25 protein-coding genes, 1 tRNA gene, 1 riboswitch and 1 other annotated feature are annotated in these 26,041 nt (G+C 44.8%); of the genes, 1 reads left to right on the forward strand and 25 read right to left on the reverse strand.

What is annotated here, in order from left to right:
- Positions 1 to 27: 27 nt before the first annotated feature.
- The 17 genes from M4I42_RS04280 to M4I42_RS04360 form a co-directional block, all read right to left on the reverse strand.
- On the reverse strand, positions 28 to 1,587 hold the full coding sequence (locus M4I42_RS04280; RefSeq protein WP_268851009.1) for a 2-isopropylmalate synthase: 1,560 nt from the start codon (positions 1,585 to 1,587) through the stop codon (positions 28 to 30).
- Positions 1,574 to 2,599: a ketol-acid reductoisomerase gene (gene ilvC / locus M4I42_RS04285; RefSeq protein WP_268851010.1), complete on the reverse strand. Its 1,026-nt coding sequence runs from the start codon at positions 2,597 to 2,599 to the stop codon at positions 1,574 to 1,576. Before ilvC ends, M4I42_RS04280 begins: the two co-directional genes overlap by 14 nt.
- A 16-nt stretch (positions 2,600 to 2,615) precedes the next feature.
- Entirely contained in the window at positions 2,616 to 3,134 is a 519-nt protein-coding gene (ilvN, locus tag M4I42_RS04290; protein ID WP_268851011.1) for an acetolactate synthase small subunit, read from the reverse strand.
- Positions 3,113 to 4,846, reverse strand: a complete 1,734-nt coding sequence (gene ilvB / locus M4I42_RS04295; RefSeq protein WP_268851012.1) for an acetolactate synthase large subunit — start codon at positions 4,844 to 4,846, stop codon at positions 3,113 to 3,115. Before ilvB ends, ilvN begins: the two co-directional genes overlap by 22 nt.
- Positions 4,847 to 4,920: 74 nt before the next feature.
- Positions 4,921 to 5,176, reverse strand: a binding site (T-box leader).
- A 23-nt stretch (positions 5,177 to 5,199) separates the two neighbouring features.
- Positions 5,200 to 6,099, reverse strand: coding sequence for a branched-chain-amino-acid transaminase (ilvE, locus tag M4I42_RS04300; protein ID WP_268851013.1), 900 nt, complete (start codon positions 6,097 to 6,099; stop codon positions 5,200 to 5,202).
- Between the two features lie 329 nt (positions 6,100 to 6,428).
- Positions 6,429 to 6,502, reverse strand: a tRNA-Arg gene (locus M4I42_RS04305).
- Positions 6,503 to 6,605: 103 nt separating this feature from the next.
- Positions 6,606 to 7,118 carry a metallophosphoesterase family protein gene (locus tag M4I42_RS04310; protein WP_268851014.1) on the reverse strand — a complete coding sequence of 171 codons (513 nt, stop codon included), beginning with the start codon at positions 7,116 to 7,118 and terminating at the stop codon, positions 6,606 to 6,608.
- Positions 7,119 to 7,120: 2 nt separating this feature from the next.
- Entirely contained in the window at positions 7,121 to 7,723 is a 603-nt protein-coding gene (locus M4I42_RS04315; RefSeq protein ID WP_268851015.1) for an XTP/dITP diphosphatase, read from the reverse strand.
- Positions 7,720 to 8,487, reverse strand: a complete 768-nt coding sequence (gene rph, locus M4I42_RS04320; RefSeq protein WP_268851016.1) for a ribonuclease PH — start codon at positions 8,485 to 8,487, stop codon at positions 7,720 to 7,722. Before rph ends, M4I42_RS04315 begins: the two co-directional genes overlap by 4 nt.
- Positions 8,488 to 8,569: 82 nt before the next feature.
- Positions 8,570 to 9,646 carry a GerMN domain-containing protein gene (locus M4I42_RS04325; protein ID WP_268851017.1) on the reverse strand — a complete coding sequence of 359 codons (1,077 nt, stop codon included), beginning with the start codon at positions 9,644 to 9,646 and terminating at the stop codon, positions 8,570 to 8,572.
- Positions 9,647 to 9,744: 98 nt separating this feature from the next.
- A complete protein-coding gene (racE, locus tag M4I42_RS04330) occupies positions 9,745 to 10,539 on the reverse strand; it encodes a glutamate racemase (protein WP_268851018.1) in 795 nt (264 codons plus the stop codon).
- A 9-nt stretch (positions 10,540 to 10,548) separates the two neighbouring features.
- Positions 10,549 to 10,992 carry a MarR family winged helix-turn-helix transcriptional regulator gene (locus M4I42_RS04335; protein WP_268851019.1) on the reverse strand — a complete coding sequence of 148 codons (444 nt, stop codon included), beginning with the start codon at positions 10,990 to 10,992 and terminating at the stop codon, positions 10,549 to 10,551.
- A 230-nt stretch (positions 10,993 to 11,222) separates the two neighbouring features.
- Entirely contained in the window at positions 11,223 to 11,447 is a 225-nt protein-coding gene (gene gerE, locus M4I42_RS04340; protein WP_183253495.1) for a spore germination transcription factor GerE, read from the reverse strand.
- Positions 11,448 to 11,576: 129 nt separating this feature from the next.
- Positions 11,577 to 12,044: an acyl-CoA thioesterase gene (locus M4I42_RS04345; protein ID WP_268851020.1), complete on the reverse strand. Its 468-nt coding sequence runs from the start codon at positions 12,042 to 12,044 to the stop codon at positions 11,577 to 11,579.
- A gap of 56 nt (positions 12,045 to 12,100) precedes the next feature.
- Positions 12,101 to 12,862 carry a succinate dehydrogenase iron-sulfur subunit gene (sdhB, locus tag M4I42_RS04350; protein ID WP_268851021.1) on the reverse strand — a complete coding sequence of 254 codons (762 nt, stop codon included), beginning with the start codon at positions 12,860 to 12,862 and terminating at the stop codon, positions 12,101 to 12,103.
- A complete protein-coding gene (sdhA, locus tag M4I42_RS04355; RefSeq protein ID WP_268851022.1) occupies positions 12,859 to 14,619 on the reverse strand; it encodes a succinate dehydrogenase flavoprotein subunit in 1,761 nt (586 codons plus the stop codon). Before sdhA ends, sdhB begins: the two co-directional genes overlap by 4 nt.
- A gap of 35 nt (positions 14,620 to 14,654) precedes the next feature.
- Positions 14,655 to 15,263, reverse strand: coding sequence for a succinate dehydrogenase cytochrome b558 subunit (locus M4I42_RS04360; protein ID WP_268851023.1), 609 nt, complete (start codon positions 15,261 to 15,263; stop codon positions 14,655 to 14,657).
- Between the two features lie 270 nt (positions 15,264 to 15,533).
- Between M4I42_RS04360 and M4I42_RS04365 the strand changes: the two genes are divergently transcribed.
- The gene (locus M4I42_RS04365; RefSeq protein WP_268851024.1) at positions 15,534 to 15,989 is read left to right on the forward strand and encodes a YslB family protein; all 456 of its coding nucleotides are present in this window, start codon (positions 15,534 to 15,536) and stop codon (positions 15,987 to 15,989) included.
- A gap of 48 nt (positions 15,990 to 16,037) precedes the next feature.
- On the opposite strand, the gene M4I42_RS04370 is transcribed toward M4I42_RS04365, so the two are convergent.
- From M4I42_RS04370 to M4I42_RS04405, 8 genes are all read right to left on the reverse strand, one after another.
- On the reverse strand, positions 16,038 to 17,258 hold the full coding sequence (locus M4I42_RS04370; RefSeq protein ID WP_268851025.1) for an aspartate kinase: 1,221 nt from the start codon (positions 17,256 to 17,258) through the stop codon (positions 16,038 to 16,040).
- Positions 17,259 to 17,378: 120 nt separating this feature from the next.
- Positions 17,379 to 17,557, reverse strand: a riboswitch (Lysine riboswitch).
- A gap of 109 nt (positions 17,558 to 17,666) precedes the next feature.
- The gene (gene uvrC, locus M4I42_RS04375) at positions 17,667 to 19,448 is read right to left on the reverse strand and encodes an excinuclease ABC subunit UvrC (RefSeq protein WP_268851026.1); all 1,782 of its coding nucleotides are present in this window, start codon (positions 19,446 to 19,448) and stop codon (positions 17,667 to 17,669) included.
- A gap of 17 nt (positions 19,449 to 19,465) precedes the next feature.
- Entirely contained in the window at positions 19,466 to 20,905 is a 1,440-nt protein-coding gene (locus tag M4I42_RS04380) for a nucleoporin-interacting protein (protein ID WP_268851027.1), read from the reverse strand.
- A 50-nt stretch (positions 20,906 to 20,955) separates the two neighbouring features.
- On the reverse strand, positions 20,956 to 21,888 hold the full coding sequence (locus M4I42_RS04385) for an FTR1 family iron permease (RefSeq protein WP_268851028.1): 933 nt from the start codon (positions 21,886 to 21,888) through the stop codon (positions 20,956 to 20,958).
- A 23-nt stretch (positions 21,889 to 21,911) separates the two neighbouring features.
- Positions 21,912 to 22,670: a hypothetical protein gene (locus M4I42_RS04390; protein ID WP_268851029.1), complete on the reverse strand. Its 759-nt coding sequence runs from the start codon at positions 22,668 to 22,670 to the stop codon at positions 21,912 to 21,914.
- 89 nt (positions 22,671 to 22,759) lie between these two features.
- Entirely contained in the window at positions 22,760 to 23,533 is a 774-nt protein-coding gene (locus M4I42_RS04395; protein ID WP_268851030.1) for a glycosyltransferase family 2 protein, read from the reverse strand.
- Positions 23,493 to 24,989 (reverse strand): alkaline phosphatase family protein, encoded by a 1,497-nt coding sequence (locus tag M4I42_RS04400; protein WP_268851031.1) that lies wholly within the window; start codon positions 24,987 to 24,989, stop codon positions 23,493 to 23,495. The genes M4I42_RS04395 and M4I42_RS04400 overlap by 41 nt, the downstream gene beginning before the upstream one ends.
- A 37-nt stretch (positions 24,990 to 25,026) precedes the next feature.
- Positions 25,027 to 25,971 carry an NAD-dependent epimerase/dehydratase family protein gene (locus tag M4I42_RS04405; protein ID WP_268851032.1) on the reverse strand — a complete coding sequence of 315 codons (945 nt, stop codon included), beginning with the start codon at positions 25,969 to 25,971 and terminating at the stop codon, positions 25,027 to 25,029.
- Positions 25,972 to 26,041: the final 70 nt, after the last annotated feature.

Consider the following 26,041-nt stretch of genomic DNA (forward strand, 5'->3'; position numbering starts at 1 on the left):
GCCCAAGCTTTGCTTGGGCTTGCGCGCTCATCTCAAGGCTGGGCGCTTTTCGCTTTTCTTATTTTCCTCTCGCATTTTTTCGATCATAAACACGCGGTTGACGGCGTTAATATACGCTTTTGCCGATGCTTCCAGCACGTCTTGTGCTGTCCCACGACCGCTCGTTTCAATTTCGTTCGCCCTCACTTTGACGAATACTTGCGCTAACGCATCTCTTCCGCCGCTAACCGATTCAATTCGATAGTCTAATAGCGTAACATCGGTTTGGAAGCACCGTTCTAACGTGTTATACAACGCTTCAACGCTTCCCGATCCTGTTGCCGCCTCCTGAATCTCGTTTCCTTGTCCGTCCGTCAATACAACAACCGCTGTCGGAATTTGATTTGTTCCATATTGGACTTGAATCGAAAAAAGTTGGTAAAACTCTTTGAAATGATCGAACTTCTCTTCAAAAATCAAGGCGACTAAGTCATCATCGGTAATATCTTTTTTCTTATCCGCCAACTCTTTAAACCGAACAAATAGTTTATTAATTTCTTCTTCCGATAACGTATAACCTAGCTCTTCGACCCGATTGCGCAATGCGTGGCGGCCGGAATGTTTTCCTAATACCATCGAATTGGATTGCACCCCGACAAGTTCCGGCGAGATGATTTCGTACGTTGTTTTTTCTTTTAACACCCCATCTTGGTGAATGCCCGATTCGTGGGCAAAAGCATTTTTTCCAACGACCGCTTTATTAGCCGGAATAACCATGCCAGTTAGTTTGCTAACTAAGTTGCTCGTTCGCTTAATTTCTTGCAAATTCAAACGGGTTGTTGCATTGTAATAATCTTTGCGAATATAGAGCGCCACAGCGATTTCTTCGAGCGCTGCGTTTCCGGCCCGTTCGCCAATTCCGTTAATCGTTCCTTCGATTTGCGTCGCGCCGTGCTCAATCGCAGCGAGCGAATTCGCAACTGCCATTCCTAAATCATCATGACAATGGGCAGATAACGATACTTTTTCAATATTCTGAACATTATTTCTTAAGAAGGTGAAAATTTCCCCATATTCTTTCGGTGTAATGTAACCGACGGTATCTGGAATGTTAATGACGCTTGCTCCTGCTTCAATCACTTTCGTTACGATTTCCGCCAAAAATGGCAATTCACTTCGGCAAGCATCTTCTGCCGACCATTGTACGATCGGGAAGTAACGTTTCGCATATTTCACGGCGGAAACGGCAGCTTCCACTACTTGTTCCGGCGTCATCCGCAATTTATGCGCCATATGAATGGGAGAAGTGGCGATAAATAAGTGCAGACGCGGTTCGGCTCCGCCTTTTAACGCTTCCCAAGCGGCATCGATATCGCTCTGGACCGAGCGGGAAAGCCCGGTCACAGAACAACCTTTAATTGTTTCAGCAATTTGTTTGACTGCTTGAAAATCACCTTTTGAAGCGGCGGGAAAGCCCGCTTCGATAATGTCGACACCAAGCCGCTCCAACTGGCGGGCAATTTCTAGTTTTTCATGCAAGTTCAAATTCACACCTGCCGACTGCTCGCCATCGCGCAACGTCGTATCAAAAATGTTAATTTTTCGCACCAGAGACCACCACATCTTTCTGTTTGGCTTTCACAAACGGCATCATGCTCCGCAATTCGCGACCGACAACTTCGATTAAATGTTCGTTTTCGCGGCGGTTGATCGCATTAAATTCTGGACGGTTCGCTTGGTTTTCTAAAATCCAACCTTTCGCAAACTTGCCGGTTTGAATATCTTCTAGCACTTTTTTCATTTCCGCTTTTACGGAATCGTTAATGACGCGCGGACCAGAGATAAAGTCGCCCCATTGCGCCGTATCGGAAATGGAATAGCGCATCCACGAAAGACCGCCTTCGTATAAAAGATCAACGATGAGTTTCAGTTCGTGCAAACATTCAAAATACGCTACTTCCGGCTGATAGCCAGCCTCAACAAGCGTTTCGAAGCCTGCTTTAACGAGCGATGTTAAACCGCCGCAAAGGACAGCCTGCTCACCAAACAAATCGGTTTCTGTTTCTTCTTTGAACGTTGTTTCCAATACGCCCGCTCTCGCAGAGCCGATCGCTTTCGCATACGCCAATGCCGTTTCTTTCGCTGTACCTGTTACATCTTGGTAAACGGCGATCAATGCCGGCACGCCTGCGCCTTCTACATATGTGCGGCGCACTAAATGTCCTGGTCCTTTTGGGGCGACAAGGAAAACATCGACATCCGCTGGCGGAACAATTTGGTTGAAATGAATGTTAAAGCCGTGCGCAAATACTAACGCATTGCCTGGCTGCAATTCCGGTTCAATTTCGTTTTTATAAACAACTGGTTGTTTTTCGTCTGGAAGCAAAATCATTACAATATCTGCTTCTCTCGCTGCTTCGCGAACGGTGCGAACTTGGAACCCATCTTTTTCAGCTTGTTCCCATGATTTTCCTTGGCGAAGTCCGACGATGACGTTCACTCCGCTGTCACGAAGGTTTTGCGCATGGGCGTGACCTTGAGAACCATATCCAATAATTGCTACTGTTTTTGCTTGTAAATATTGTTCGTTTGCATCTCCGTTATAATAAACTTTTGCCATGATGAATCTCTCCTTTTTAAATAATGAATGGTGTTTTATATGAGGCGGCTGTTTTTTGTGAGCCGCGTGTAAATGCTGTTGTACCTGTTCGGGCTACTTCTTTAATTCCGTAAGGCTTCAACAAATCGATGAGCGCTTCTACTTTTTCTGGTTCTCCCGTTACTTGAACGACGAGGCTGTCGCGGCTTACATCAACAATGGAAGCACGGAACGGCTCAATGAGCGTATAAATTTCTTGACGGACCGTTGGGTTGACTGCCACTTTAATTAACGCCAGTTCTCTAGCAACGATCGCTTGATCCGTAATGTCATTGACTTTGAGCACATCAATTTGTTTGTTTAATTGTTTCGTAATTTGTTCGGCAGTCCGTTCATCTTCGACGTTGACGACGAATGTCATCCGGGAAATGCCCTCTATTTCTGTATGACCGACGGTAATACTTTCAATATTGTAATGGCGTTTTGTAAACAGGCCGGTAATGCGGTTCAGTACGCCAGGCCGGTTATTTACGGTCATTGTAATGATTCTTCGCACGATTTCACCCCCACCATTTCATGCAATCCTTTTCCAGGTGCTACCATTGGATAGACGTTTTCATCCGCTTTTACGTGGAAATCTAACAATACCGGTTCCGAAAGCGAAAACGCCTGCTTTAATACGTGTCTGGCCTCCTCTTCCGTTTTTGCGCGAAACGCCTTTATGTTGTATGCTTCGGCAAGTTTGACAAAATCAGGCTGGTTTGGAACGAGCGAGTGAGAATACCGTTTTTCATAAAAGATTTCTTGCCATTGCCGAACCATTCCAAGCGACTGGTTGTTGACGATGACGACTTTGATCGGCAAGTTTAGTTCTTGAATGACGGACAGCTCTTGCAACGTCATTTGAAATCCTGCGTCGCCAACGATCGAAACAACCGTCGCGTTTTTGTCTGCTAGCTGTGCCCCGATCGCTGCTGGAAGTCCGAATCCCATCGTACCAAGACCTCCGGATGTCACCCAGCGGTGCGGTTTATTAAATTTGTAGTATTGCGCTGCCCACATTTGGTGTTGCCCAACGTCGGTCGTCACAACCGCTTCACCGTTTGTTAGCTCGTAAATCATTTCGATTAATTTTTGTGGTTTGACCGTTTGCGCATCATTTTGATAAGCGAGCGGGAATTTCGTTTTCCACTCTGCTAATTGCGCTAACCATGCAGTGGTGTCTGGTCGCTTGCCGTCTTGATGGATCAACTCTTTTAGCGCTTCTTTCGCATCGCTGACAATCGGGATTTTCGTCGGCACGTTTTTGCCGATTTCGGCTGGATCGATGTCGATATGCGCCACTGTCGCATTTGGTGCGAAATATTTTAAGTTTCCGGTAACGCGGTCATCGAAACGCGCCCCAATATTGATCAATAAGTCACATTCATATAAAGCCATGTTCGCCGTATACGTGCCGTGCATCCCCGCCATGCCAAGGAACAGCGGGTGATCAGCCGGAAATCCACCGAGCCCAAGCAACGTATGAATGACCGGAATGTGTTGTTGCTCGGCATATTGCTGCAATTCTTTCGAAGCGTCGGCATGAAGAACGCCAGCGCCGGCTAAAATAACAGGTTTTTTCGCTTGACTGACCGCTTCGACAAGTTTGCGAATTTGCAAGTGGTTCGGATGAATGGTCGGCTGATATCCCGGAAGGTGAACGTCTTGCTCGTAGTCAAATTCTCCTTCCGCTGTGGTCATATCTTTCGGAATGTCGATTAATACAGGACCCGGCCGTCCTGTCGTTGCAATGTGAAACGCTTCTTTAATGATTTTCGGTAACTCTTGAATGTCGCGAACTTGGTAGCTATGTTTTGTAATTGGCATCGTAATGCCAAGCACGTCTGCTTCTTGGAAGGCATCTGAGCCGATCACGTTGGACGCTACCTGACCTGTAAAAACGACGAGCGGAATCGAGTCCATCATTGCATCGGTTAGCCCTGTCACAATATTCGTCGCCCCCGGACCAGATGTAGCAATGACTACTCCTGGTTTTCCCGAAATACGCGCATATCCTTCAGCCGCATGAATCGCACCTTGTTCATGACGTGTTAAGACGTGAAAGAGACCTGAATCATACAGTTTGTCGTAAATTGGCAAAACTGCTCCACCCGGATATCCGAAAATCACTTCGACGTTCTCCGCTTTTAACGCTTCAATGAGCATTAAAGCCCCGCTCATTTTCGTTCTTTGTTGCCGCTTTTCCTCTACCTTCATATTCGCCATTCGTCATCCTTCCTCCTTATATTTTTGAAACAATGAAAAAAACCTTTTCACCCACCATGGCCTCATTGTTCGGCCAAAGGGGCGAAAAGGCTTCCTTTCCGCGGTACCACCCTTCTTCATGGTCATACGACCACCTCATGAGCAACTGATCGCCAGCCGCTCTTTTTAGTAACGAGTGGATTGCTCCACCCGGCCAACTCTACTAGCTTATGCGTTCAAGTTGGCGCTCAGAGGTGAGTTCATCAAGCGGCGGAACCACCGGTTTCCAGCTCCCCCGGCTCTCTGTAGATTCCTTTCCCACTGATTACTTATCCTCTTCAACGCTTTCACTTTATGTTTTTTGTCATTGTGCGTTAGCCGACGTTGACGTTCGTTTGGTATACTTTCACACCTTCGGAAACGACGCGCTGTCTGAACGCTTCAAGTAGCCGCTTCGTGTGAACACCAGGCACACCATCGCCGATCGTGCGTCCGTCTACTTTCACAACCGCGATGACTTCTGCTGCTGTTCCTGTTAAAAATACTTCGTCTGCCGTATATACATCGTGACGAGTAAACGGTTCTTCTTTTACGACATAGCCAAGTTCTTTCGCAATGTCGATAATCGCATCACGCGTAATTCCTTCAAGCGCTCCGACATAGCCTGGCGGTGTATAAAGCACGCCATTTTTGACGATAAAGACATTATCGGCAGAGCCTTCTGCAACATAGCCTTGGTCGTTAAGCATTAACGCTTCGCTAACGTTCGCTAGATGCGCTTCGATTCTGACAAGAACGTTATTTAAATAGTTCAGCGATTTCACTTTCGGACTTAAAACGTCCGGGCGATTTCGTCTCGTCGCGACTGTCACCACTTCGATTCCTGTTTCATATAAATGTTTCGGGAAGATCGCTAGCGGCTCAACAATAATAACCACTTGCGGTTTCGGACACTTATACGGATCTAATCCTAAATCGCCGACACCACGAGAAACGACGACGCGAATGTAGGCATCTTGAAATTTATTTTTTTGTACAGCTTGCACAATCAAATCGGTCATTTCTTCCTTTGTGTAAGGAATGTTCAGTAAAATAGACTTGGCTGAGTTATACAGGCGGTCAATATGTTCTTTCAGACGAAAGACGTTGCCGCTATAGACACGGATGCCTTCGAACACCCCATCCCCATACAGAAAACCGTGATCATAAACAGAAATTTTGGCGTTTTCTTTCGTCACAAACTCATCGTTTAAAAAGATCCATTGCTCACTCAATGTTTTTCCCCTCTTCCCTTGCTATGTGCGCCCTCTTCGTATGTCTCTTTTGATTCGTTTGATTTATTTGAAAACTATAATAAGCCCAAAATAAGGAAGAGTCAATACTATTTTTTGAATATTTCGATTCATCGGAATATTTGAATGCGCTTACAATCCGATAATATCAAGGGATGAGCGGTGAAAAAAATTTTTTTATAATCGTTTTACATGTATCGTTCTCGCAAATGTAGTTTAGTAATTTTTTCTATAAATAGGCGCCGTTGATTTAAGTTGTTATAAACAAAAAAGCCCTCTTTCCTTTTATTTGGAAAGAAGGACTTTTCTAACGTCCCAGGAGAGATTCGAACTCCCGACCGACGGCTTAGAAGGCCGTTGCTCTATCCAGCTGAGCTACTGGGACATAGAGACATAGTATTTAATACTAGAATATTGCCATCAAAGACAGTTTTTATTATACGGAAGCAAGGGGATAAAGTCAATAAGAGCGGGAGTTGTATTCCCGCTCAAAACGTAAATGTTTTCCTTAAGTCCAGCAGTTCTTGTCCGTCGATGAGGTCATAAAAACGAACGATCGCTTGTCCACTTTCGATTTGCAACGACGCATACGTTCTTTCTTTTCGCATGCGCGGTAAAAGAATGCTACCGGGGTTAATGAATAAAATACCGTTGATCATCTCTGCTCCAGCGATATGTGAGTGGCCGAAGCAAACGACTTTTGCGCCTACCTCTTGGGCACGGTAGTAAAGGTTCATCAACGTCATTTTTACGTTATAAAGATGGCCGTGCGTAATGAAAAAGCGAATTCCTTGAATTTCTTCTGTTCGTTCTTTGGCAAAGTTCCTATCAAAATCACAGTTGCCGCCGACGTAGATAAATGGTTCTAATTCGGCACAGCCGCTAGATAGTTCCGAGTCACCGCAATGAATGAACGCAGCTGCTTCATAGGCGTGGCGCTGTTTAATCTCGATCAGTTCTTTTGTTAAACCGTGGCTATCGCTTACAATGAATACTTTCATTTTTATTCCCCATTCACTATTTGATCCCACTGTTTCTCCAATTTCGCCAATGCAACGGCGCGGTGGCTAATTTTGTTTTTCTCTTCTTGCGTCAATTCCGCCATTGTTTTTCCTTTTTGCGGAACGTAAAAAATCGGATCATAACCGAACCCGTTTTCTCCTTTTGGCGCTTCCGTTATATATCCCTCACACGTTCCTTCGACAATGGTCGTCGGGCCATTCGGAACGGCGACAGCCAACGCGCAATGGAAGCGAGCGGTCCGTTTCTCGAAAAGAATCCCTCCCATTTCCTTCAGCACTTTAGCGATATTCGCTTGATCGTCTTTTTCCTCTCCCGCATAACGCGCTGAATACACTCCTGGCTTTCCGCCTAACGCATCGACCGAAAGGCCAGAGTCGTCAGCAATGACTATCGTCTGAAAATAACGAGCGATCGTTTCTGCTTTTAATCGAGCATTTTCCGCAAACGTGCTGCCTGTTTCCTCAACATCAGGACTATTCGGAAAATCAAGCAACGTTTTAACCGTTACTCCTTTTTTCTCTAACAACGCTTGAAACTCTCTGGCTTTTCCAGCGTTTTTCGTTGCAATAATGACTTCTTTCATGACTTTTTCACACTTTCTGTTGAACGATTTTGAATGGAATGAGCTAACGGTCCTAGCACTTCTTTCTGGATGTCAATCAGCTGGCGAATTCCTAATTCAGCTGTTTCAAGTAGTTCTTGCAGCTCACTTCGAGAAAAAGTGGCTTCTTCTCCGGTTCCTTGAATCTCGACAAAATGGCCGGAACCTGTCATAACGACATTCATATCGACTTTTGCTTGCGAGTCTTCCACGTAGTTTAAATCAAGGATCACACCATGCTGCGGATCAATACCTACAGACGTCGCAGCGAGAAAATCCGTCACCGGAAGCTCTGATATTTTGTTTTGTTCCATCAACTTGGAAAAGGCCAGTACCATCGCAACAAATGCTCCTGTAATCGATGCGGTGCGCGTACCACCGTCCGCTTGAATGACATCACAATCAATCCAAATCGTTTTCTCGCCAAGCTTTTCTAGATCCACGACCGAACGAAGCGCTCTGCCAATAAGCCGCTGGATTTCCATTGTTCTTCCCGACAACTTTCCTTTGCTCGATTCACGCACGTTTCGTTGCTCGGTTGCGCGCGGCAACATCGCATATTCAGCCGTAATCCATCCTTTTCCGCCACCGCGTATAAACGGTGGAACTTTATCATCGATGCTAGCCGTACAAATCACTTTTGTATCACCGACTGTAATTAACACTGCCCCTTCCGCATGTTTAATAAAATTCGTTTCAATATGTACTGGCCGCAATTGCCTACTTTCTCTTCCGTCCACTCGCATAAAAAGCCTCCCTTAATCAAATCGACAAAATAAATAACAAAGAGGTAGAGCAGTCTACCTCTTTTTATAGCATATTATAGCATTAAAAACTACCTGTATTCACATTTTCTGGTCTCGTTACCGGTTCCGAAAGTGTTTTCCCGTCTTCTCGGACAAGATCAGCTTTTCCGTTCACCGTAATGGCCACGCTTTCCACCCCTTTTTGTTCCGTAAGCGACAAAACGAGAGCGTTTAGCACATGATCTGAAATGACGTGCTTTTTATTGCTGCCGTAAATCGCGTCATTAAAATTCAACGTAACTTTCCCATTTTCGTAAGACGGCTGGCTAATAAGTTGCACATCTGGTTGAAAATCGCTGACAAGACCGCTCCCATAAGTCGGTCCTTTCACTAATTCATTAACAGCGGCTACAATATCGTCTTTCTGTTGGTTCGGAATGCGGCGGGTCACCGGTACATAATACATTTGCTCTCCTTGCTGGGCAACAAAATAGACGACAACCGGATGCGTATTCGTAATATCGACGACACCGCTCGTATCGATGTTAATTCCATCTTCTCGGCTCACCCCGTCTTGAATTGGAGTGCCGTTCACTGGCATGACCGATTGATCGTGGCCATTAATCCGGATTTTTACTTTTTTGACGTTATCGAATTGCGTCAGCGTCCACGTAATCGCTTCTAAAATTTTCCGTTCATCCTCCGGTTTGTAGCGGGCAAACTCTGGGGAGAAATCCGCAATAATTGATCCATCTTGTTCAAGTTTCACCCCTAAAACGCGAGTGTCAACAGGAAGAACGGCCCGGAACCCGTTTGGCAGCATATCTGTTACCGGTCCTCCCTCGACTAAATATTCTAACGCTTGCTTAGCAACCGCATCGGTTTTTGGCAAAGAAAGCGTTTGTGGCACAACGAAACCGTTTTTATCAATTAAGTAAAGCTCCCGCTTCACCGTTTCGGTTGCCTTTGCATCTTTCTGCTCCGCTGTGTTGGTGTCTTTTGTTTGTTGTAGTGACTGACTATCTTTTAAGTAACTGACATCTTGCGGTGGATCGATTTCTTTAATCGACTGATCCTTTCCAAATAGTCCACAACCGCTAAGCAATATGACTGAAACGATAATTGAGGTGACTAGCTTAGATGTTCGTCGCTTCACCATCCAATTCCCTCCTAACCATAGTTTGTACTACTATGTATACGAGCCGTTTTCAAAAATAGAATAAAAAAAATCCTCCAGCCGACTGGCTGAAGGATTTTTTACAATTCAATCGTATGGACGTTCTCAACGGGCTTTCCGAACCATTGTGAAGCAATTTTTTGAAACAGTTCTTTCGGCCCAGTAGTTAAAAACAAATGGTCGTCACGTCGCTCTCCTGTATTCAACAAGCCGCTATGATGCAAAATGGCGCTCACTTCGCGGGCTGTTTCGTCCCCTGAACAAATGAGCTTCACTTTTTTCCCCATGTATTCGTGAATGAGCGGGCTTAGCAACGGGTAATGCGTACAACCTAAAATCAGCACATCAATATCGCTCGATTTCAACGGCTCAAGCGACTCTACCACTATTTGTTTCGCTTCCGCTCCATCAAAAATTCCGCTTTCTACAAGCGGAACAAATTTTGGACACGCTAAGCTTTCCACCTGAACTTGACTATTGATCGATTTCAACGCCTTCTCATACGCGCCGCTTTTAACCGTCCCAACAGTGCCGATGACACCGATATGTTCGTTCTTCGTCACTTTTAGCGCCGCCCGCGCACCGGGATGCACAACACCGATGACAGGGATTGGAAGTTTTGCACGAATTTCTTCTAACACTACCGCTGTCGCTGTGTTGCACGCGATAACAAGCATTTTAATATCATACTGCAACAAATAATTGGTCATTTCCCAAGTAAATTGGCGAATTTCTTCTTCTGGACGCGGGCCGTATGGGCAACGCGCCGTATCTCCGAGATAAATAATTCGCTCTTTTGGCAACTGTCGCATCATTTCTTTCGCAACAGTAAGCCCCCCAACTCCTGAATCGATAACACCAATTGGTCTTTCCAAGTGATCGCCTCATTCTTTTTTCATTTCTTGATGTAGTTTTTTTAAGCTTTTTTCTAAAAAAACAATTTCTTCTTCTGAGAAGCTTTTGAGAACTTGCGCTAAATCGTGCTGACGTTTTTTAATCACTTCTTCAATAATTCGCTCTCCTTCTTTAAGGAGATGAATGCGCACAACGCGTCGGTCGTGCTGGTCTCTCACTCTGGCAACAAGACCGTTTTTCTCCATCCGATCAACTAAATCCGTTGTCGTGCTACACGCTAAATACATTTTATTGGATAGCTCGCCAATCGTCATATCTCCTTCTTCTAAAAGCCATTGTAAAGCGACAAATTGTGGCGGAGTAATCGGATAGTTCGTTAAAATTTCTCGGCCTTTTTGTTTTAAAATCGCCGCGATATAGCGTAACGATTTTTCAAGTTCAATGACGGCTTTTTCATCGATCTCAAGCGGCATATAATCTCCCCTATAGAGTACGCACTTTTTCATAGCCACGCAAGCAACACGCGAACCATTTTCATTTTACTACACTTCATCATATAATCAATAAAAAAATCCTAAGCGTATGGATGATTGCGATATTTTGTTTTTCCGTCACCTCATCGTGTAGCTGGCCTCAAACAGTTGAAAAGATATTTTGACAATAATAAACCGGCTACCTTATGACTAAGGATAGCCGGTATGGCTTATAGTTCAAGCTCCCCCATTCGAAGCAATTCAATGACCGCTTGAGAACGCCCCTTTACCCCAAGCTTTTGCATTGCATTCGAGATGTGGTTACGGACCGTTTTTTCGCTAATAAACAGTTCGCTGGCGATTTCTTTTGTCGTTTTATCTTGAACTAATAATTCAAACACTTCTCTTTCTCTTTTGGTGAGTAGTGGCTTTGATTGAAACGATTTGTCCTTCAAGTACGATAACCCTCCTTGCTTTCACCAGACCTGAACTATCGGATGGGTATTTATTCACCATATAGTATGTGAAACGGAGGGTTACGGTGACTGAATTTCAAAATCCTCCTAGAAAAATAGGTATTTTTTCTATACGAATAAAACCGATTGCGAATGTTGCAGTTTTTGTCGCATGACGTCGTTCCATGGAACGCTTTTTCCTGTACGCTTGTTAATTTGCACAAGGGTACCGCGTCCCACTAAAACAACTTCCTTATCGTCTTTTTTGACCATATAGTGCAAATCGACAGATGAACGACCGATTTCATGCACCTTGACGTATACATATAGTTCATCGTCAAAAAACACTTGTTTTAAAAAATCACACTTTAAATCTGCAACAACCGGAATTTCCTCAGACTCCTCACGCGTCCATTGATCCATAAAGCCGAGCGCTTTCAAAAATTCCGTCCGCACTTCTTCAAAATAAATAAACGGGACCGTATTATTTAAATGGCCAAACATGTCTGTTTCGCAAAAACGAACTTTCACGCGACGAAAAAAGTGGAACGATCGTTGCCATTGTTCGAAATGATCGATATAGCTAATGTTTTTCATCCTTCTCTCCCCCTTAATAAAAATCCTCTTCATGGGAGGCCATGAAGAGGGTTTTTTTATACTTCGTCGCTTCCGAAGAAATTGCGGAACATTTGAATCGTTGCTTCACGGTTCAACGCCGCAATCGATGTCGTTAATGGGATCCCTTTCGGACAAGATTGCACGCAGTTTTGCGAGTTTCCGCAGTTTGCTAGACCGCCGTCTCCCATGATCGCTTCAAGTCTTTCTGCCTTATGCATCGCACCTGTTGGATGAGCGTTAAACAAGCGAACTTGCGAAAGCGGTGCAGGACCGATAAAGTTTGATTTGCTGTTCACATTCGGGCATGCTTCCAAACAAACCCCGCACGTCATACATTTCGAAAGCTCGTACGCCCATTGGCGTTTTCGCTCTGGCATGCGCGGGCCAGGACCTAAATCGTACGTTCCATCAATCGGAATCCATGCTTTTACTTTTTTCAACGAATCAAACATGCGGCTACGGTCCACTTGCAAGTCGCGCACCACTGGGAACGTGCGCATCGGCTCTAGCCGGATCGGCTGCTCTAACTTATCGATAAGAGCTGTACAGGATTGGCGCGGTTTTCCGTTAATCACCATCGAGCAAGCACCGCACACTTCTTCTAAACAGTTCATATCCCACGTAACCGGCGTCGTTTTTTCCCCTTTCGCGTTCACCGGATTACGGCGAATTTCCATAAGCGCGGAAATGACGTTCATATTCGGACGATACGGAATTTCAAATTCCTCTTCGTACGGCGCAGAATCTGGACGATCTTGTCGCGTGACAATGAGGCGAATCGTTTTTTTCTCGCTCATGATTTCACTTCCTCTTTCTTTTTCGAATAGTCGCGTTTGCGCGGTTTAATTAACGACGTATCGACATCTTCGTAATGGAACGCTGGGCCGTCTGGAGTGAAGCGGGCCATCGTCGTTTTGAGCCATTCTTCGTCATTGCGCTCTGGGAATTCCGGCTTATAGTGAGCGCCGCGGCTTTCGTTCCGGTTATAAGCACCGAGCGTAATGACGCGCGCCAATTGAAGCATGTTGTACAACTGACGAGTGAACGATGCTCCTTGGTTGCTCCATTTGGCTGTATCGGTGATGTTAATGTTTTTATAGCGCTCCATCAATTCTTGGATTTTTTCGTCTGTTTTCAACAATTTATCGTTATAACGGACAATCGTCACGTTATCAGTCATCCATTCGCCAAGCTCTTTATGGAGGACATAGGCGTTTTCCGTTCCGTCCATCGACAAGATGTTATCCCAACGCTCTTCTTCTTGCTTTTTATAGCGGTCATATAAAGAAGAAGGCATCGCATCTGCTGATTTTTCCAATCCTCTAATATATTCCACTGCTTTCGGACCTGCGACCATGCCGCCGTAAATCGCCGACAGAAGCGAGTTCGCACCTAAACGGTTCGCACCGTGCATCGAATAATCGCATTCCCCTGCAGCAAATAACCCTTTAATATTTGTCATTTGATCGTAATCGACCCATAAGCCGCCCATCGAGTAGTGGACTGCTGGGAAGATTTTCATCGGCACTTTGCGCGGATCTTCACCCATGAATTTTTCATAAATTTCAATAATCCCGCCAAGTTTAACATCTAATTCTTTTGGATCTTTATGTGAAAGATCGAGATATACCATGTTCTCGCCGTTAATACCAAGCTTTAAGTCCACGCAAACATGGAAAATTTCCCGAGTGGCGATATCGCGTGGCACAAGGTTTCCGTAAGCCGGATATTTTTCTTCTAAGAAATACCAAGGTTTTCCGTCTTTGTACGTCCAGACGCGTCCACCTTCCCCACGTGCCGATTCGCTCATGAGGCGCAATTTATCGTCCCCTGGAATCGCCGTCGGGTGAATTTGAATAAACTCGCCGTTCGCGTAGTACGCGCCTTGTTGGTATACAATCGATGCAGCTGAACCTGTATTAATGATCGAGTTCGTTGATTTCCCGAAAATGATCCCTGGACCGCCTGTCGCCATGATGACTGCATCTGCCGGGAACGACTTAATTTCCATCGTCGTCAAGTTTTGCGCTACAATTCCGCGGCAAATTTGCTCATCGTCTAATACGGCACCCAAAAACTCCCATCCTTCATATTTTGTCACTAAACCAGCTACTTCGTGACGGCGAACTTGCTCGTCCAACGCATAAAGAAGCTGCTGTCCTGTTGTCGCGCCAGCAAAAGCTGTGCGGTGATGTTGCGTTCCCCCGAAACGTCGGAAATCTAGTAACCCTTCAGGCGTACGGTTGAACATGACGCCCATGCGATCTAGCAAGTAAATAATTCCAGGTGCTGCTTCACACATCGCCTTTACTGGCGGTTGGTTCGCTAAAAAGTCGCCACCGTATACTGTATCGTCAAAGTGCTCCCACGGAGAATCGCCTTCCCCTTTCGTATTCACCGCACCGTTAATCCCACCTTGAGCGCAAACAGAGTGAGACCGCTTTACTGGCACAAGCGAAAACAACTCGACTGGCACACCTGCTTCTGCGATTTTAATGGTTGCCATTAGTCCGGCGAGACCGCCGCCAACTACTATGATTTTTCCTTTTTTCATCGTTACTCACTCCCTAAAAGATTGCTAGTCGTGGATTAAGCGAATGCTAAAATGGCACGGATGCCAACGATCGAAAGCGCGACGAAAATTGCCATTGTCACATATGTAAAAATTTGTTGTGAACGTGGCGTAACCGTAAGTCCCCAGCTCACACAGAAAGACCATAAGCCGTTTGCAAAATGGAAGACAGTTGAAACAATTCCGACGATGTAAAAGCCAAGCATGAACGGGTTGTCCACAATGTTAGCCATCATGTCGTAGTTTACTTCCACTCCAAGCGCTGCTCGCACGCGTGTTTCCCAAACGTGCCACGTCACGAAAATAAGCGTAATCACACCTGTCAAGCGCTGCAACATGAACATCCAGTTGCGGAAATAACCGTATCTGCTCACATTATTTTGTGCTGTGAAAGCGATATAAAGTCCGTAAATAGCGTGAAACAGTAACGGAAGGAAGATGATGAAAATTTCCAAAAAATAACGGAAAGGTAAATTAACCATGAATGATGCCGCACGGTTAAACGCTTCTGGACCTCTTGTTGCAAAATAGTTGACGACTAAATGTTGCGTCAAGAAAATACCGACTGGAATAACTCCTAGCAATGAATGGAGCCGACGATAAAAAAATTCGCGATTTCCTGCCATATAATGAACCCCCTTTTTAAATATAGTGACAACGAAGAAAGCGCACTCCCCATCCACACTCCTTGATTAACGGAACTGTAAATGCTTCCATTTCCATTAATCATACGTCACATCCATTGTACTCCCATCTAGTAGTAGCGTCAAGAAAACGAGTTCATAAAATGTTCAATCATTCGAAAATTGCAACAATAACCGGGGAAAAATCGAAAGAAAATTACTGATTTCTCCGGTTTGTTCGGCTATAATGATGGATAGAAAGAGGGGAAGTATGTGAAAAACGTATCATTTCAAAAGCAATATGAAACGCTCGAACTGATTACAGTGCCCAGCTTCGGCTATGAGCTCCTTCGCGAAGTGTTGCTTCCGGATTTGCTCGGAAAAGAAACGGCTAGCATTTTATATTGGGCCGGAAAGCGGTTAGCGCGCCGCTATCCGCTCGACACGTTCGACGAGATCATCGCCTTTTTTGAAAAAGCTGGCTGGGGAACGCTCACCGCCACTAAGGAGCGCAACGATGAACTAGAAGTAGAATTAACAGGGGCCATCGTGACCGCCCGCATGTCCATCAACGATAATTGCTCGTTTCAGCTAGAAGCCGGATTTCTCGCCCAACAAATCGAACAGCAAAAACGTTGTGTCGCCGAAGCATACGAACAACAAAAAAAGCGAGCTAAAAAAGTCATTTTTACGATTAAGTGGGATCGCAAAGACGAAGTCACTGAGTAAAAGTGTTTCGACTGTCGGGTTTCCGACAGTCGAAGCACGATGCTTTGCTTAAGAGCTGACGACCGCTTTTTCATCGAGTTGAAACGCTTCATGCAGCGCTTCTACCGCTGCGACCATTTTTTCTTGGGCAATGATAGTAGAAATTTTAATTTCTGATGTGCTAACCATTTTCACTTCAACGCCACAGTCCGCTAACACTTGAAACATTTGCGCAGCGACGCCTGGGTTGGAAATCATGCCAGACCCGACGATCGACACTTTTGCTAACTGGCTTTCGTACTCCACTTTCACTCCTTGCCATGACTGCAATACTTCCAACGTTTCCTGCAAATCTTCCGTGCGAATGGAAAATGATACAGACGTTGTGTCGTTGTTTGTCATACTTTGAATGATAATATCGACGTTAATGCCACGGTTTGCCAATGCCGTAAAAATCGTCGGCAACGTCCATAACCCTTTCGACAGCCCTTGAACCGTCACTTTTGTCACTTGGTCTTCAAACGCGATACCTCTTACAATTAAATGCTGCTCCATTGAAACGTCCTCCTTTACGATCGTGCCTCGCTCTTGTTCCACGCTTGAACGGACTTCGAGCGGCACTTGATAGTTTTTCGCAAATTCCACCGCGCGCGGATGCAAGACGCCCGCTCCTAAGTTCGCCAATTCAAGCATCTCATCGTATGAAATCTCTTGTAATTTTCGCGCTTGTTTGACATAGCGCGGATCAGTTGTAAATACCCCTGTTACATCGGTATAAATATCGCATTTATCTGCTTGCAATGCCGCTGCCAACGCCACTGCCGTCGTATCGGAACCACCGCGGCCGAGCGTCGTGATTTCTCCATTTTCCGTGATCCCTTGAAATCCGGCGACGATCACGATCTTTCCTTCTTGCAAATATTGACGAATCCGCGACGTATCGATCTCCATAATCCGGGCGTTGCCATGAACCGCTTCCGTTTGAATCCCTGCCTGCCAGCCTGTTAAAGAAACCGCTTGATATCCTTTTTCTTGCAGCGCCAGCGCTAAAAGCGCAATGCTTACTTGCTCGCCGGTAGAAAGAAGCATATCCATTTCTCGCTTGCTCGGCTGGCTCGATATTTGCTTAGCAAGTTGCACCAGTTCATCCGTCGTCTTGCCCATCGCGGAAACAACGACGACGACGTAATTTCCATTTTCTACCTCTTCGATTACTCGATTAGCTACGTTTTGAATTCGTTCAATGGAACCAACAGACGTTCCGCCAAATTTTTGAACAATAGTTGCCATTCTCCTCATCCTTTGTTCTAAGATGTGTATTCTATACCGGTATAGAAAATAAAAAACAGCAATGAGAGGCCTCTCATTGCTGTGCATCACGAAACGAAAAAAAAGCAAACTCGCTTCACACAGTGAGATAGCGCTCCAAGATGAAACATCTTGACAGTCCTACATTTCTTAAACGCAGGACCAGCAGGAAAAGCAATGAGACTTTCCCCACTTCGGCGACGCTCCCCTTTCAACATTCTTCTTCGGAACTCATTTTCCTCCGAATGCCTACTTTTGAAGTTCGCACCTCTATCTTCACTTTCGTGTTTGAAAGTGTATAAATATTCATTTAGGTGAATTATATCAACTTTTGTTCCGTTTGACAATACGTTTTTTGTCATAGTAGCTGCCGCTGTTTCCTTTCGCGCTCTATCTTCCATTTTCCCGCAGTTTTTCGTACACTTTTTCCGCCACATGCCGCGGAACGCCTGCATTTTGCAGTTCTTCGATGCTCGCTTCTTTCATCTGTTTCACGGAACCAAAGTGTTGCAAAAGCGCTTTTTTTCGTTTCTCACCGATGCCTGGAATGTCGTCCAATATCGATTGAAACAGCGATTTTCCGCGCGTTTGCCGATGAAACGTAATGGCAAATCGGTGCACTTCATCTTGAATGCGCTGCAATAAATAAAATTCTTGGCTATTGTGCGCTAGCGGAACGGTTTGCGGCGGATCTCCCGTGATTAATTCCGACGTGCGATGCCGGTCGTCTTTTACAAGGCCGGCAAGCGGAATCTCAAGCCCCAGTTCGTTTTCTAATACATCCCGAACGGCGGCTAAATGTCCTCTTCCACCATCAATGAAAATGAGGTCTGGAAGTGGTAACCGCTCTTTTAGCGCACGAGTGTAGCGGCGGCGTACAACTTCGCGCATTGATTCATAATCGTCGGGACCTTCGACCGTTTTAATTTTATATTTACGGTATTCTTTTTTCTCCGGTTTTCCGTCGATAAAAACGACCATCGCTGAAACAGGGTCAGCGCCGTGAATGTTGGAATTATCAAACGCTTCAATTCGATGCGGCGTAGCAATTCCTAACACTTTCCCTAAATTTTCAACCGCCTTAATCGTTCGTTCTTCATCGCGCTCAATTAAATAAAATTTTTCTTTTAACGCAAGCGCGGCATTTTTGCAAGCTAAATCGACTAATTCTTTTTTCTTTCCCGTTTTCGGCTGCGTCACTTTGACTTCGAGAAGCTGCTCCGCCAACTCGCCATCTACTTCTTGCGGTAAAACGACCTCCTTCGGTTTCAAGTGGTTGGCTCTTTCATAAAACTGTCCTAAAAACGTCAACAGTTCTTCGTCAGGATCTTGGTACAACGGAAATATGGAAACGTCACGCTCAATAAGCTTACCTTGGCGGATAAAAAACACTTGCACGCACATCCACCCTTTATCGTAAGCGTATCCGAACACATCCCGATCGACAAAGTCGTTCATCGTCATTTTTTGCTTTTCCATCAACGCATCAATATAGGCGATTTGGTCACGATATTCTTTCGCCCGTTCAAATTCTAACGCTTCCGCTGCCTTCCTCATTTTTTCCGTCAACTCTTTTTTGACTTCTTGGTGTCCTCCGTTTAAAAAACGAACAATTTGGTCGACAATTTCTTTGTTTTGTTCGTCGGAAATCGGGTAGATGCACGGCGCTAAGCATTGACCCATATGATGATACAGGCATACCCGATTCGGGATGGATTCGCATTTGCGCAGCGGATAAATACGGTCTAACAGTTTTTTCGTTTCCTTCGCTGCTTGGACGTTCGGATACGGTCCGAAATATTTGCCGCGGTCTTTTTGCACTTTTCTTGTGATAATCAAGCGTGGATGTTGTTCCGCGGTAATTTTAATAAACGGATAGCTTTTGTCATCTTTTAACATGACATTATATTTCGGATCGTATTTTTTAATTAAATTCATTTCTAAAATAAGCGCTTCGATGTTGGAGGAAGTCACAATGTATTCAAAATCGGCAATTTCGTTGACAAGGCGCAACGTTTTCCCATCGTGCGTTCCGGTAAAATACGAACGCACTCGGTTTTTTAATACTTTTGCCTTCCCTACATAAATGACCGTTCCGTTTTTATCTTTCATCAAATAACAGCCAGGCTGTTCCGGCAAAACAGCCAGCTTTTCTTTTAAGTGATCATGCATCATAACCACTCCACTGTTTAGTCTATCCACTCGTACAACGTAATGTTACCATACACAGGGTCGGCCAGCGTACTAGAATAATACGTTTTTATTTTTCGCAAATGGCCAGCAAGCGGCACTCCTTGCGCGCGAAATCCTTGAACAACATGATCAGTCAAGTAAATTTTCGCGTGTTGATAGTTAGCGCGGTGCTGTAAAAAAAATGAAAAATTCAATGCTTCTTGGTACGGAAACGCGACGCCAAGATAGTCGAGCACCCTCGCTTCTTCCCATGTGTATAAAACAAACGATTCGTCTTTCTTTTGTAAATCATATGCTAATTGATACGTCGCTGGCAACTGTAACGCCTGTTCACGAATATGGGCGATGCCGACTACCAACTGTACAATGACAACCCCGCTAATGAATAGTCGTCTATATGGAGATTCGTTTCGCGCCAAATAGTGAAACGAGACATAAAACAACGCAAAATGCACGAGTGGAATGATATGACGCGGCTTATCAATATTTTGCGCAAACAGCGCCCAAAGCGCATAAGCACACGCAGCAGCTAGAAACAAGCGCGGGAACCGATTGATAGAGCGAACAGATGAAATGAACATCCATCCATATAAAACGAGCAACACGACCGAGCGGTTGGCAATTCCGACCCAAATCACATTATAAAACAAAAAACGAATCATTCGTTGCCAAAGCGATCCATCGTCGCTCGATACCGTTCCGCCCCACTCTTGAAAATGTCCGTTTGTAAAAGATAGCGCCAATTTCAAAAAACCCGATATACTCCCTTCCGTCAACGCCACTCCCATCACCCAAACGAGCTGAAATGCCGTTGCGACCAGCACGAAGCCAAACAAGCGATGAAGGCTGCGATGCTCCTTCCAATCTTCGTACCATAAAAAGAAAAGGGCAACGACAAACGGGACATATGAAAGCCGGATCCCGAGCAAAAGACCGAAAAAGAAAAGCGCGAGCAGATGAGAACGCCACGTTTTGTGTTCCCGTGCCCGTTCCACCGCCCACACATACCACCATAAAACGGATAATGCCGTCCCTTCTGACATCGGTTGACTGCTGATCAACACGACGTAACTCGCTGATTGAATGAGAACGGTAATGAGCCATGCCACCTCTTTTGCCCCATACTTTTTGGCTAGTAAAAACATCGGGATCGACGCCGACCATAGCATGAACACATTAAAAATGGACAATGCTTTAGCCGGATTTTCCACAAACGCATGAACGAGCATCCCGCCCAAAATAAAATAAGGGTATCCTGGAAAATGGGGTTGCATCGCCAATAAATCGTACCGATCTAACGCAAGGGCAAAATCGACTTGATCCCATGACGCAGCATACGGACTTGCATATTTAATTTCTGCGAAAAACAACAAAAAAAGCACTCCTAATCCAAAATACGACATATATCGATGATTTCCCAGAAAATATTTACGCATCATTCCCACCCTTATAAGCGAAAAAGTACAAGACAGCCCTTGCCTTGTACTTAAATGACGTGTTTTGTTTTCGGTTTAGGCGCTTGAGCATTTGCGTTTTCCTGCTCTGTTTTTTTGGTGTTTTTGGCATGACGACTGTTAATGAGCAAATAAATGACGACAAAATAGCCAATATACGCAATCACTTCTTCCAGCGACGGCATGGACGAATAGCCGAACAACGCTTTCAAAAAGACACCCACATCTCCGGATAACAATGGTGCGACTCCTTGATCGCGCAAATAATGGTCATAATCAATCGGGTGTTCCGGCAACAGCCATGTTAAATCGTACACACGCGGCATCACGCTTCCAATGATGTTTAAATCTTGCAACATAGAAATCCCTTGAACTAATAGACCAGCAGCAATCAAAATAATAAACGCGCCAGTCACTTTAAAAAACGTTTTTAACGGTACACGCATCGTTCCTTTGAAAAAGACGTAACTTACTAATGCCGCAATCACTACACCGGTAATGGCGCCCCAGCCCTGCATCGCTGCGCCGATGTTTCCACCGGTAATCGCCGCAAAGAAAAAGACCGTTTCGACTCCTTCACGAAGCACGACTAAAAACGAGTGAATGACCATGCCAATGACGTTTCCGGTCGTAATAAAGCGATCCATTTTTCCTTCGACGTTTTTTTTCATATCCCGACTATGTTCCGCCATCCAAAACACCATTTGCGTCAGCAAAATCGTTGAAATGAACATAATTGAAATTTTTAAATACATCTCGCTTCCCATCGCTGCAAAACCAGTAAACACGACTTGGAAAAGAAGCGCCACTCCGACGCTTGCTACAACCGCCAATCCGGCGCCAAGCCATACGTATTTCGTATATTTCGTATGGTTGACCCGCTTTAAATAAGACGTAATAATCCCGACGATAAGCAAAGCTTCTAACACTTCTCGAAACGTAATTAACAGCGCCTGAACTTCCATCGTACGCTCCCCTTTCTAAACGGTTAATGGCGTTTTCTTCGCAACGAATAGACAGCAACCCCCGCAATTGCTACGACTAAAACCGCAATCGGAATCCAGTTTTTCCATTTTGACAAATCGGTCCATTCTTTTTTCTGCACGGCTTCCGGTTTTTCGGTTACACTTTCGGAAAAATGTCCGACCTTCAAGCTTTTTAAGCCAAACTGTTTTTGTAGCGATGTTAAAATTGCCTCTTTACTTTTCTTAAATTGTTCGATGTTAGATTGTTTTTTACCGACGCCAAACAACCCCGGATTTCCTAACGACTGCAACGCGTTGTCAAATTCGTTTTTCATCTGTTTGTCAAGTTCGGCATCTTTCGCCTGAACAGAAGGGGAGAGAGCTTCGTATGTAGCAAAAGCTTTCGCTAATAAACGTTTGCTCGTGTCGTATTGATCAAAATTATTCTCAATGTTTTCAAGCCGCCGGGAAATATTTAACACTAAAATTTTTTTCATATCTTCCAATACGGCCTTTTTATCTTTTGCGTCAATGGCCTTCAACACAGCTTCAGCCGGCTCTTTTCCCATATGCATATCAAGTTCTTCTTTCACCGTTTCAAAAATGGTTTTCGCCTCGGCAAAGTTTGGCGGATTTTGATTCAGCTTTTCGACCATTTGTTTATATACTTCTGCCACTTTTTCTTCATTCGGATCACCGTACGAATAAGCAAAAGCGGTCATTGGTATATAAGTGATAATGAGTATCAATGATAAAGAAAAAAATAAACGTAATCGTTTCATAGTAACGTCCCCTCCTACATATTCAATGATAATGATTATCATCTTTTTTGTCAATAGAGAAACAATAAGGATAGAAGTTCTCTCTATCCTTAAGTTGCTCTTAAAAACGTTTCTTTTTCGTCCACATTAGGCAGCACATGGGCATGGCGGTCAACTTCTACCCTTTGAATCGGCCGTTTCATTTCTTGCCAAATGGCTGGGAGCACCGCGGTCATATACGCCCCAAACTTAATAAACGATTGACCCGTTGTCCGCACTTTGTAACGAATCGGCACTTCCTTCATCCGAAACCCTTTTCGCACTAAATTTAACGTCAACACTTGCGCATAATTGTAGTCATGAATAATGTCTGCATGTTCCATCGCCTGGCGAGAAAACGCACGCATTCCCGACTGGCCGTCGTAAATCCACATCCGCAATAAAAGCGATTGCAACAACGTAAAACAATAATTGCCGAGACGACGATGCCATTTCATGCCGCGAATTTCTCCAAGAAACCGCGATCCCATCGTATAGTCCGCTTCTCCTTTGAAAATGGGCACAAGCAAATCCGGAATTTGCTCCGCGGGATATTCGTTATCCGCATCGATCATTACGCCGATGTCGGCGCCAAGGCGAAGGCATTCCCTCAACCCTTGTCTTACGGCAGCACCAAGCCCGCTGTTTTTCTCCATTCGATACACATAATCCGCCCCTGCGTTTCGCGCTACTTCCACCGTCCGATCGGTAGAACCATCATCAATCACTAACACCTTTACTTCTACGTATGGATGGAAATGGCGCGGAATGTTTCGAATGACCTCTCCGATGGATTGTTCTTCGTTATACGCTGGTAAAAAGACGATCACTTTCTGCTTCTTCATCGTTTCCCTTCTTTCGTATCGCTTCCGTTAATACAGGGCCGCGGCTATGGCTCGGATACGGCGCCCCTAATAAATAGGCAATCGTCGGGGCGAGCGACACAAGACTTTTTTTCTCGTCAACCCGCTTTCCGCGTTCTATGGCAGGACCGTACATAAAAAATGGCACATAGCGCTCACCTTCATCTAAATGGCCATGCCCGCCAATTCCGTCTGACTGGCCGTGATCCGCGCAGACGATTAGCGTCGCATGGTGCAATTTCCCTTGTGCTTCAAGCCATTCGACGTATTCTTTAATTAAGGCGTCTGCCTCTTCAATTTTTTGCACATATTCGTCGTATAATACGCCGCGGCTATGACCGGTTTGATCGGTCGCAATCAACTGAACGATCAATAAATCGGGATCTTGTTCCTTCATGATGAGCTTTGCTCGTTCGATAATATTTCGATCGGCGACATCGTTATGCATAACAGCCGTTACCGTTTCGACGTCCTCGCCGAACGAATCGACAAGATGGGCGATACCAAGTAATCGCCCGGTTTTCCCCACTTTCCGTAACGAGTCAAAAATGCTTTCTACTTTAATTCCAAGCTTCCACACCATATTGGAGCGAATGCCGTGTTCAAATGGATACGTGCCGGTGAACATCGACGTAAAGCAAACGACGGTACGGGCTGGATACACCGTTTCCATTTGTGTAAATTCCGTTCCGTTTTGCCGCAACGATTTTAAAAACGGCGCCTTCGCTTGTTCAAAGCGATCTTTGCGCATTCCGTCAATGACGATCACAATGACTTTTTCGTTGATCGCCTTTTTTGGGACAGCAACATTATTCGTATAAGTTGAAATCACTTTCGGCTTCCAATCAAATAAATGTTTGTGGAGAATCCATGAGAATAAAAAAACAGACGCATAGTAGATCACTAGCTGATCAATCGGGATTGACTGTCGCCCATGTTCTATCTGCCCATAGTTATATTGCCATAACGACAATAAAAGCAAAAATTTAGGCACCTGCTCCTGCGCATTTCCGCTTGTCGAATCGCTATTTTTTAACACCAGCTTCCAAAAGCGGGTAAAATTCCACCACGTCGTGCCAATACGTAAATGATAATAAAGCGTCCCCCAAAAAAAGACGGTGAAGAAAAAATACAACCCTACCGCTAATAAAAACAACTTCATATCAACAAATGACCAAATGATTAAAAAGGCAATGTACGGGATCCATAAATAATTTCGTAAAAATAGTGGATAATCATATATATAATAGATCATAAAAAGCGGCAAAACGAATAAAAAACTAAAAACAATCGATTTCACATGATCTGGCTGCCCCAAGTCAGGCAAATGATACAATAGCATCGTCCCCACGACAAAAATTGGCGTAAACGGCTTCCCTTCATTGAGCAAATTCCAGCAGCGAGCGGCCACTTTTTCAAACGTTGATGCTTTTTTCATCGTTTCTCACTCCTTTCCATTTTCGCCAGATCCATCATCATTTTTCGTGCCTTTTTGCCCACTCGATCGTTCTCTCTAGTCCTTCTTCAAACGTTACTGTTGGTTTGTATCCAAATGCTTGTTGCGCCTTTGTAATGTCCGCCCACGTCGCCTGCACATCTCCAGCCCGTTCGGAGGCGTAATGTACTTTCATTCCTGGAAAATGTATTTGCAACCGCTCTAATAGCTTTTCCATCGTAATCGGGCGACCCGCCCCTAAATTAAAGACATCATTGCTTCCGTTTCGCTGTAATGCAGAAATCATTCCATTGACAATATCGTCTACATACGTATAATCACGTGCGGTGTTTGTTCCGTATACCGTAATTGCTTCTTTACGCAACAATCGACGAATAAATTGGCTGATCGCCATATCCGGGCGCCCCCACGGACCATAAACGGTAAAATAGCGGAAAATCGTTAATTGATAGCCAAACAAATGGGCATACGCATAGCAAAACGACTCCGCACCGTATTTCGCGGCTGCATACGGAGAAACGACTCTTCCGATGGCCATTTCTTCTTTCAACGGCATCTCTCCTACATCTCCGTAGACAGAAGAGGAAGACGCAAACAACACGTGTTTTACGCCTGCTTTCCCTGTTGCCTTTAGCACGTTGATTGTCGCTTTAATGTCGTAATCGACATACTCAAGCGGCTGCATTAACGAATTCGGAACGCCAGGCAACGCCGCTAAATGATAGACAACGTCCGGTTGATATTGCTGAAAAATCTGTTCTACTTTTTCCGCTTCCAATAAATTCGTTTCATAAACGCATACGTCATGTCCACCGATCAGCGCATGGAATTGTTTTCGTTTCCGCTCCACTGAATAATAAGGGTGAAAACAGTCGATAACCGCCACATCATATCCACGCGCAAGAAGGCTCGACACAAGATGGCTACCGATAAATCCGGCACCGCCTGTCACTAAAATTTTCAATGACTCCACCTCGTTGCAATTTATTCCTCACTAATCGTACCATAATGACAATGACAAAAACACGACATTT

This window comes from Anoxybacillus sp. J5B_2022 (assembly GCF_026847645.1).
GTDB lineage: Bacteria > Bacillota > Bacilli > Bacillales > Anoxybacillaceae > Anoxybacteroides.

Bases quoted from the DNA above. Each gene is read 5' to 3' on its own strand.
- M4I42_RS04400 (WP_268851031.1), bottom strand. From the start codon at position 24,989: ATGAAAAAAGCATCAACGTTTGAAAAAGTGGCCGCTCGCTGCTGGAAT.
- M4I42_RS04315 (WP_268851015.1), bottom strand. From the start codon at position 7,723: ATGAAAGAAGTCATTATTGCAACGAAAAACGCTGGAAAAGCCAGAGAG.
- sdhA (WP_268851022.1), bottom strand. From the start codon at position 14,619: ATGAAAAAAGGAAAAATCATAGTAGTTGGCGGCGGTCTCGCCGGACTA.
- M4I42_RS04385 (WP_268851028.1), bottom strand. From the start codon at position 21,888: ATGGAAGTTCAGGCGCTGTTAATTACGTTTCGAGAAGTGTTAGAAGCT.
- M4I42_RS04370 (WP_268851025.1), bottom strand. From the start codon at position 17,258: ATGGCAACTATTGTTCAAAAATTTGGCGGAACGTCTGTTGGTTCCATT.
- rph (WP_268851016.1), bottom strand. From the start codon at position 8,487: ATGCGAGTGGACGGAAGAGAAAGTAGGCAATTGCGGCCAGTACATATT.
- ilvC (WP_268851010.1), bottom strand. From the start codon at position 2,599: ATGGCAAAAGTTTATTATAACGGAGATGCAAACGAACAATATTTACAA.
- M4I42_RS04380 (WP_268851027.1), bottom strand. From the start codon at position 20,905: ATGCGTAAATATTTTCTGGGAAATCATCGATATATGTCGTATTTTGGA.
- M4I42_RS04390 (WP_268851029.1), bottom strand. From the start codon at position 22,670: ATGAAACGATTACGTTTATTTTTTTCTTTATCATTGATACTCATTATC.
- M4I42_RS04345 (WP_268851020.1), bottom strand. From the start codon at position 12,044: ATGAAAAACATTAGCTATATCGATCATTTCGAACAATGGCAACGATCG.
- M4I42_RS04395 (WP_268851030.1), bottom strand. From the start codon at position 23,533: ATGAAGAAGCAGAAAGTGATCGTCTTTTTACCAGCGTATAACGAAGAA.
- uvrC (WP_268851026.1), bottom strand. From the start codon at position 19,448: ATGCATGATCACTTAAAAGAAAAGCTGGCTGTTTTGCCGGAACAGCCT.
- M4I42_RS04325 (WP_268851017.1), bottom strand. From the start codon at position 9,646: ATGGTGAAGCGACGAACATCTAAGCTAGTCACCTCAATTATCGTTTCA.
- M4I42_RS04335 (WP_268851019.1), bottom strand. From the start codon at position 10,992: ATGCCGCTTGAGATCGATGAAAAAGCCGTCATTGAACTTGAAAAATCG.
- ilvB (WP_268851012.1), bottom strand. From the start codon at position 4,846: ATGGCGAATATGAAGGTAGAGGAAAAGCGGCAACAAAGAACGAAAATG.
- M4I42_RS04360 (WP_268851023.1), bottom strand. From the start codon at position 15,263: ATGGCAGGAAATCGCGAATTTTTTTATCGTCGGCTCCATTCATTGCTA.
- sdhB (WP_268851021.1), bottom strand. From the start codon at position 12,862: ATGAGCGAGAAAAAAACGATTCGCCTCATTGTCACGCGACAAGATCGT.
- M4I42_RS04310 (WP_268851014.1), bottom strand. From the start codon at position 7,118: ATGAAAGTATTCATTGTAAGCGATAGCCACGGTTTAACAAAAGAACTG.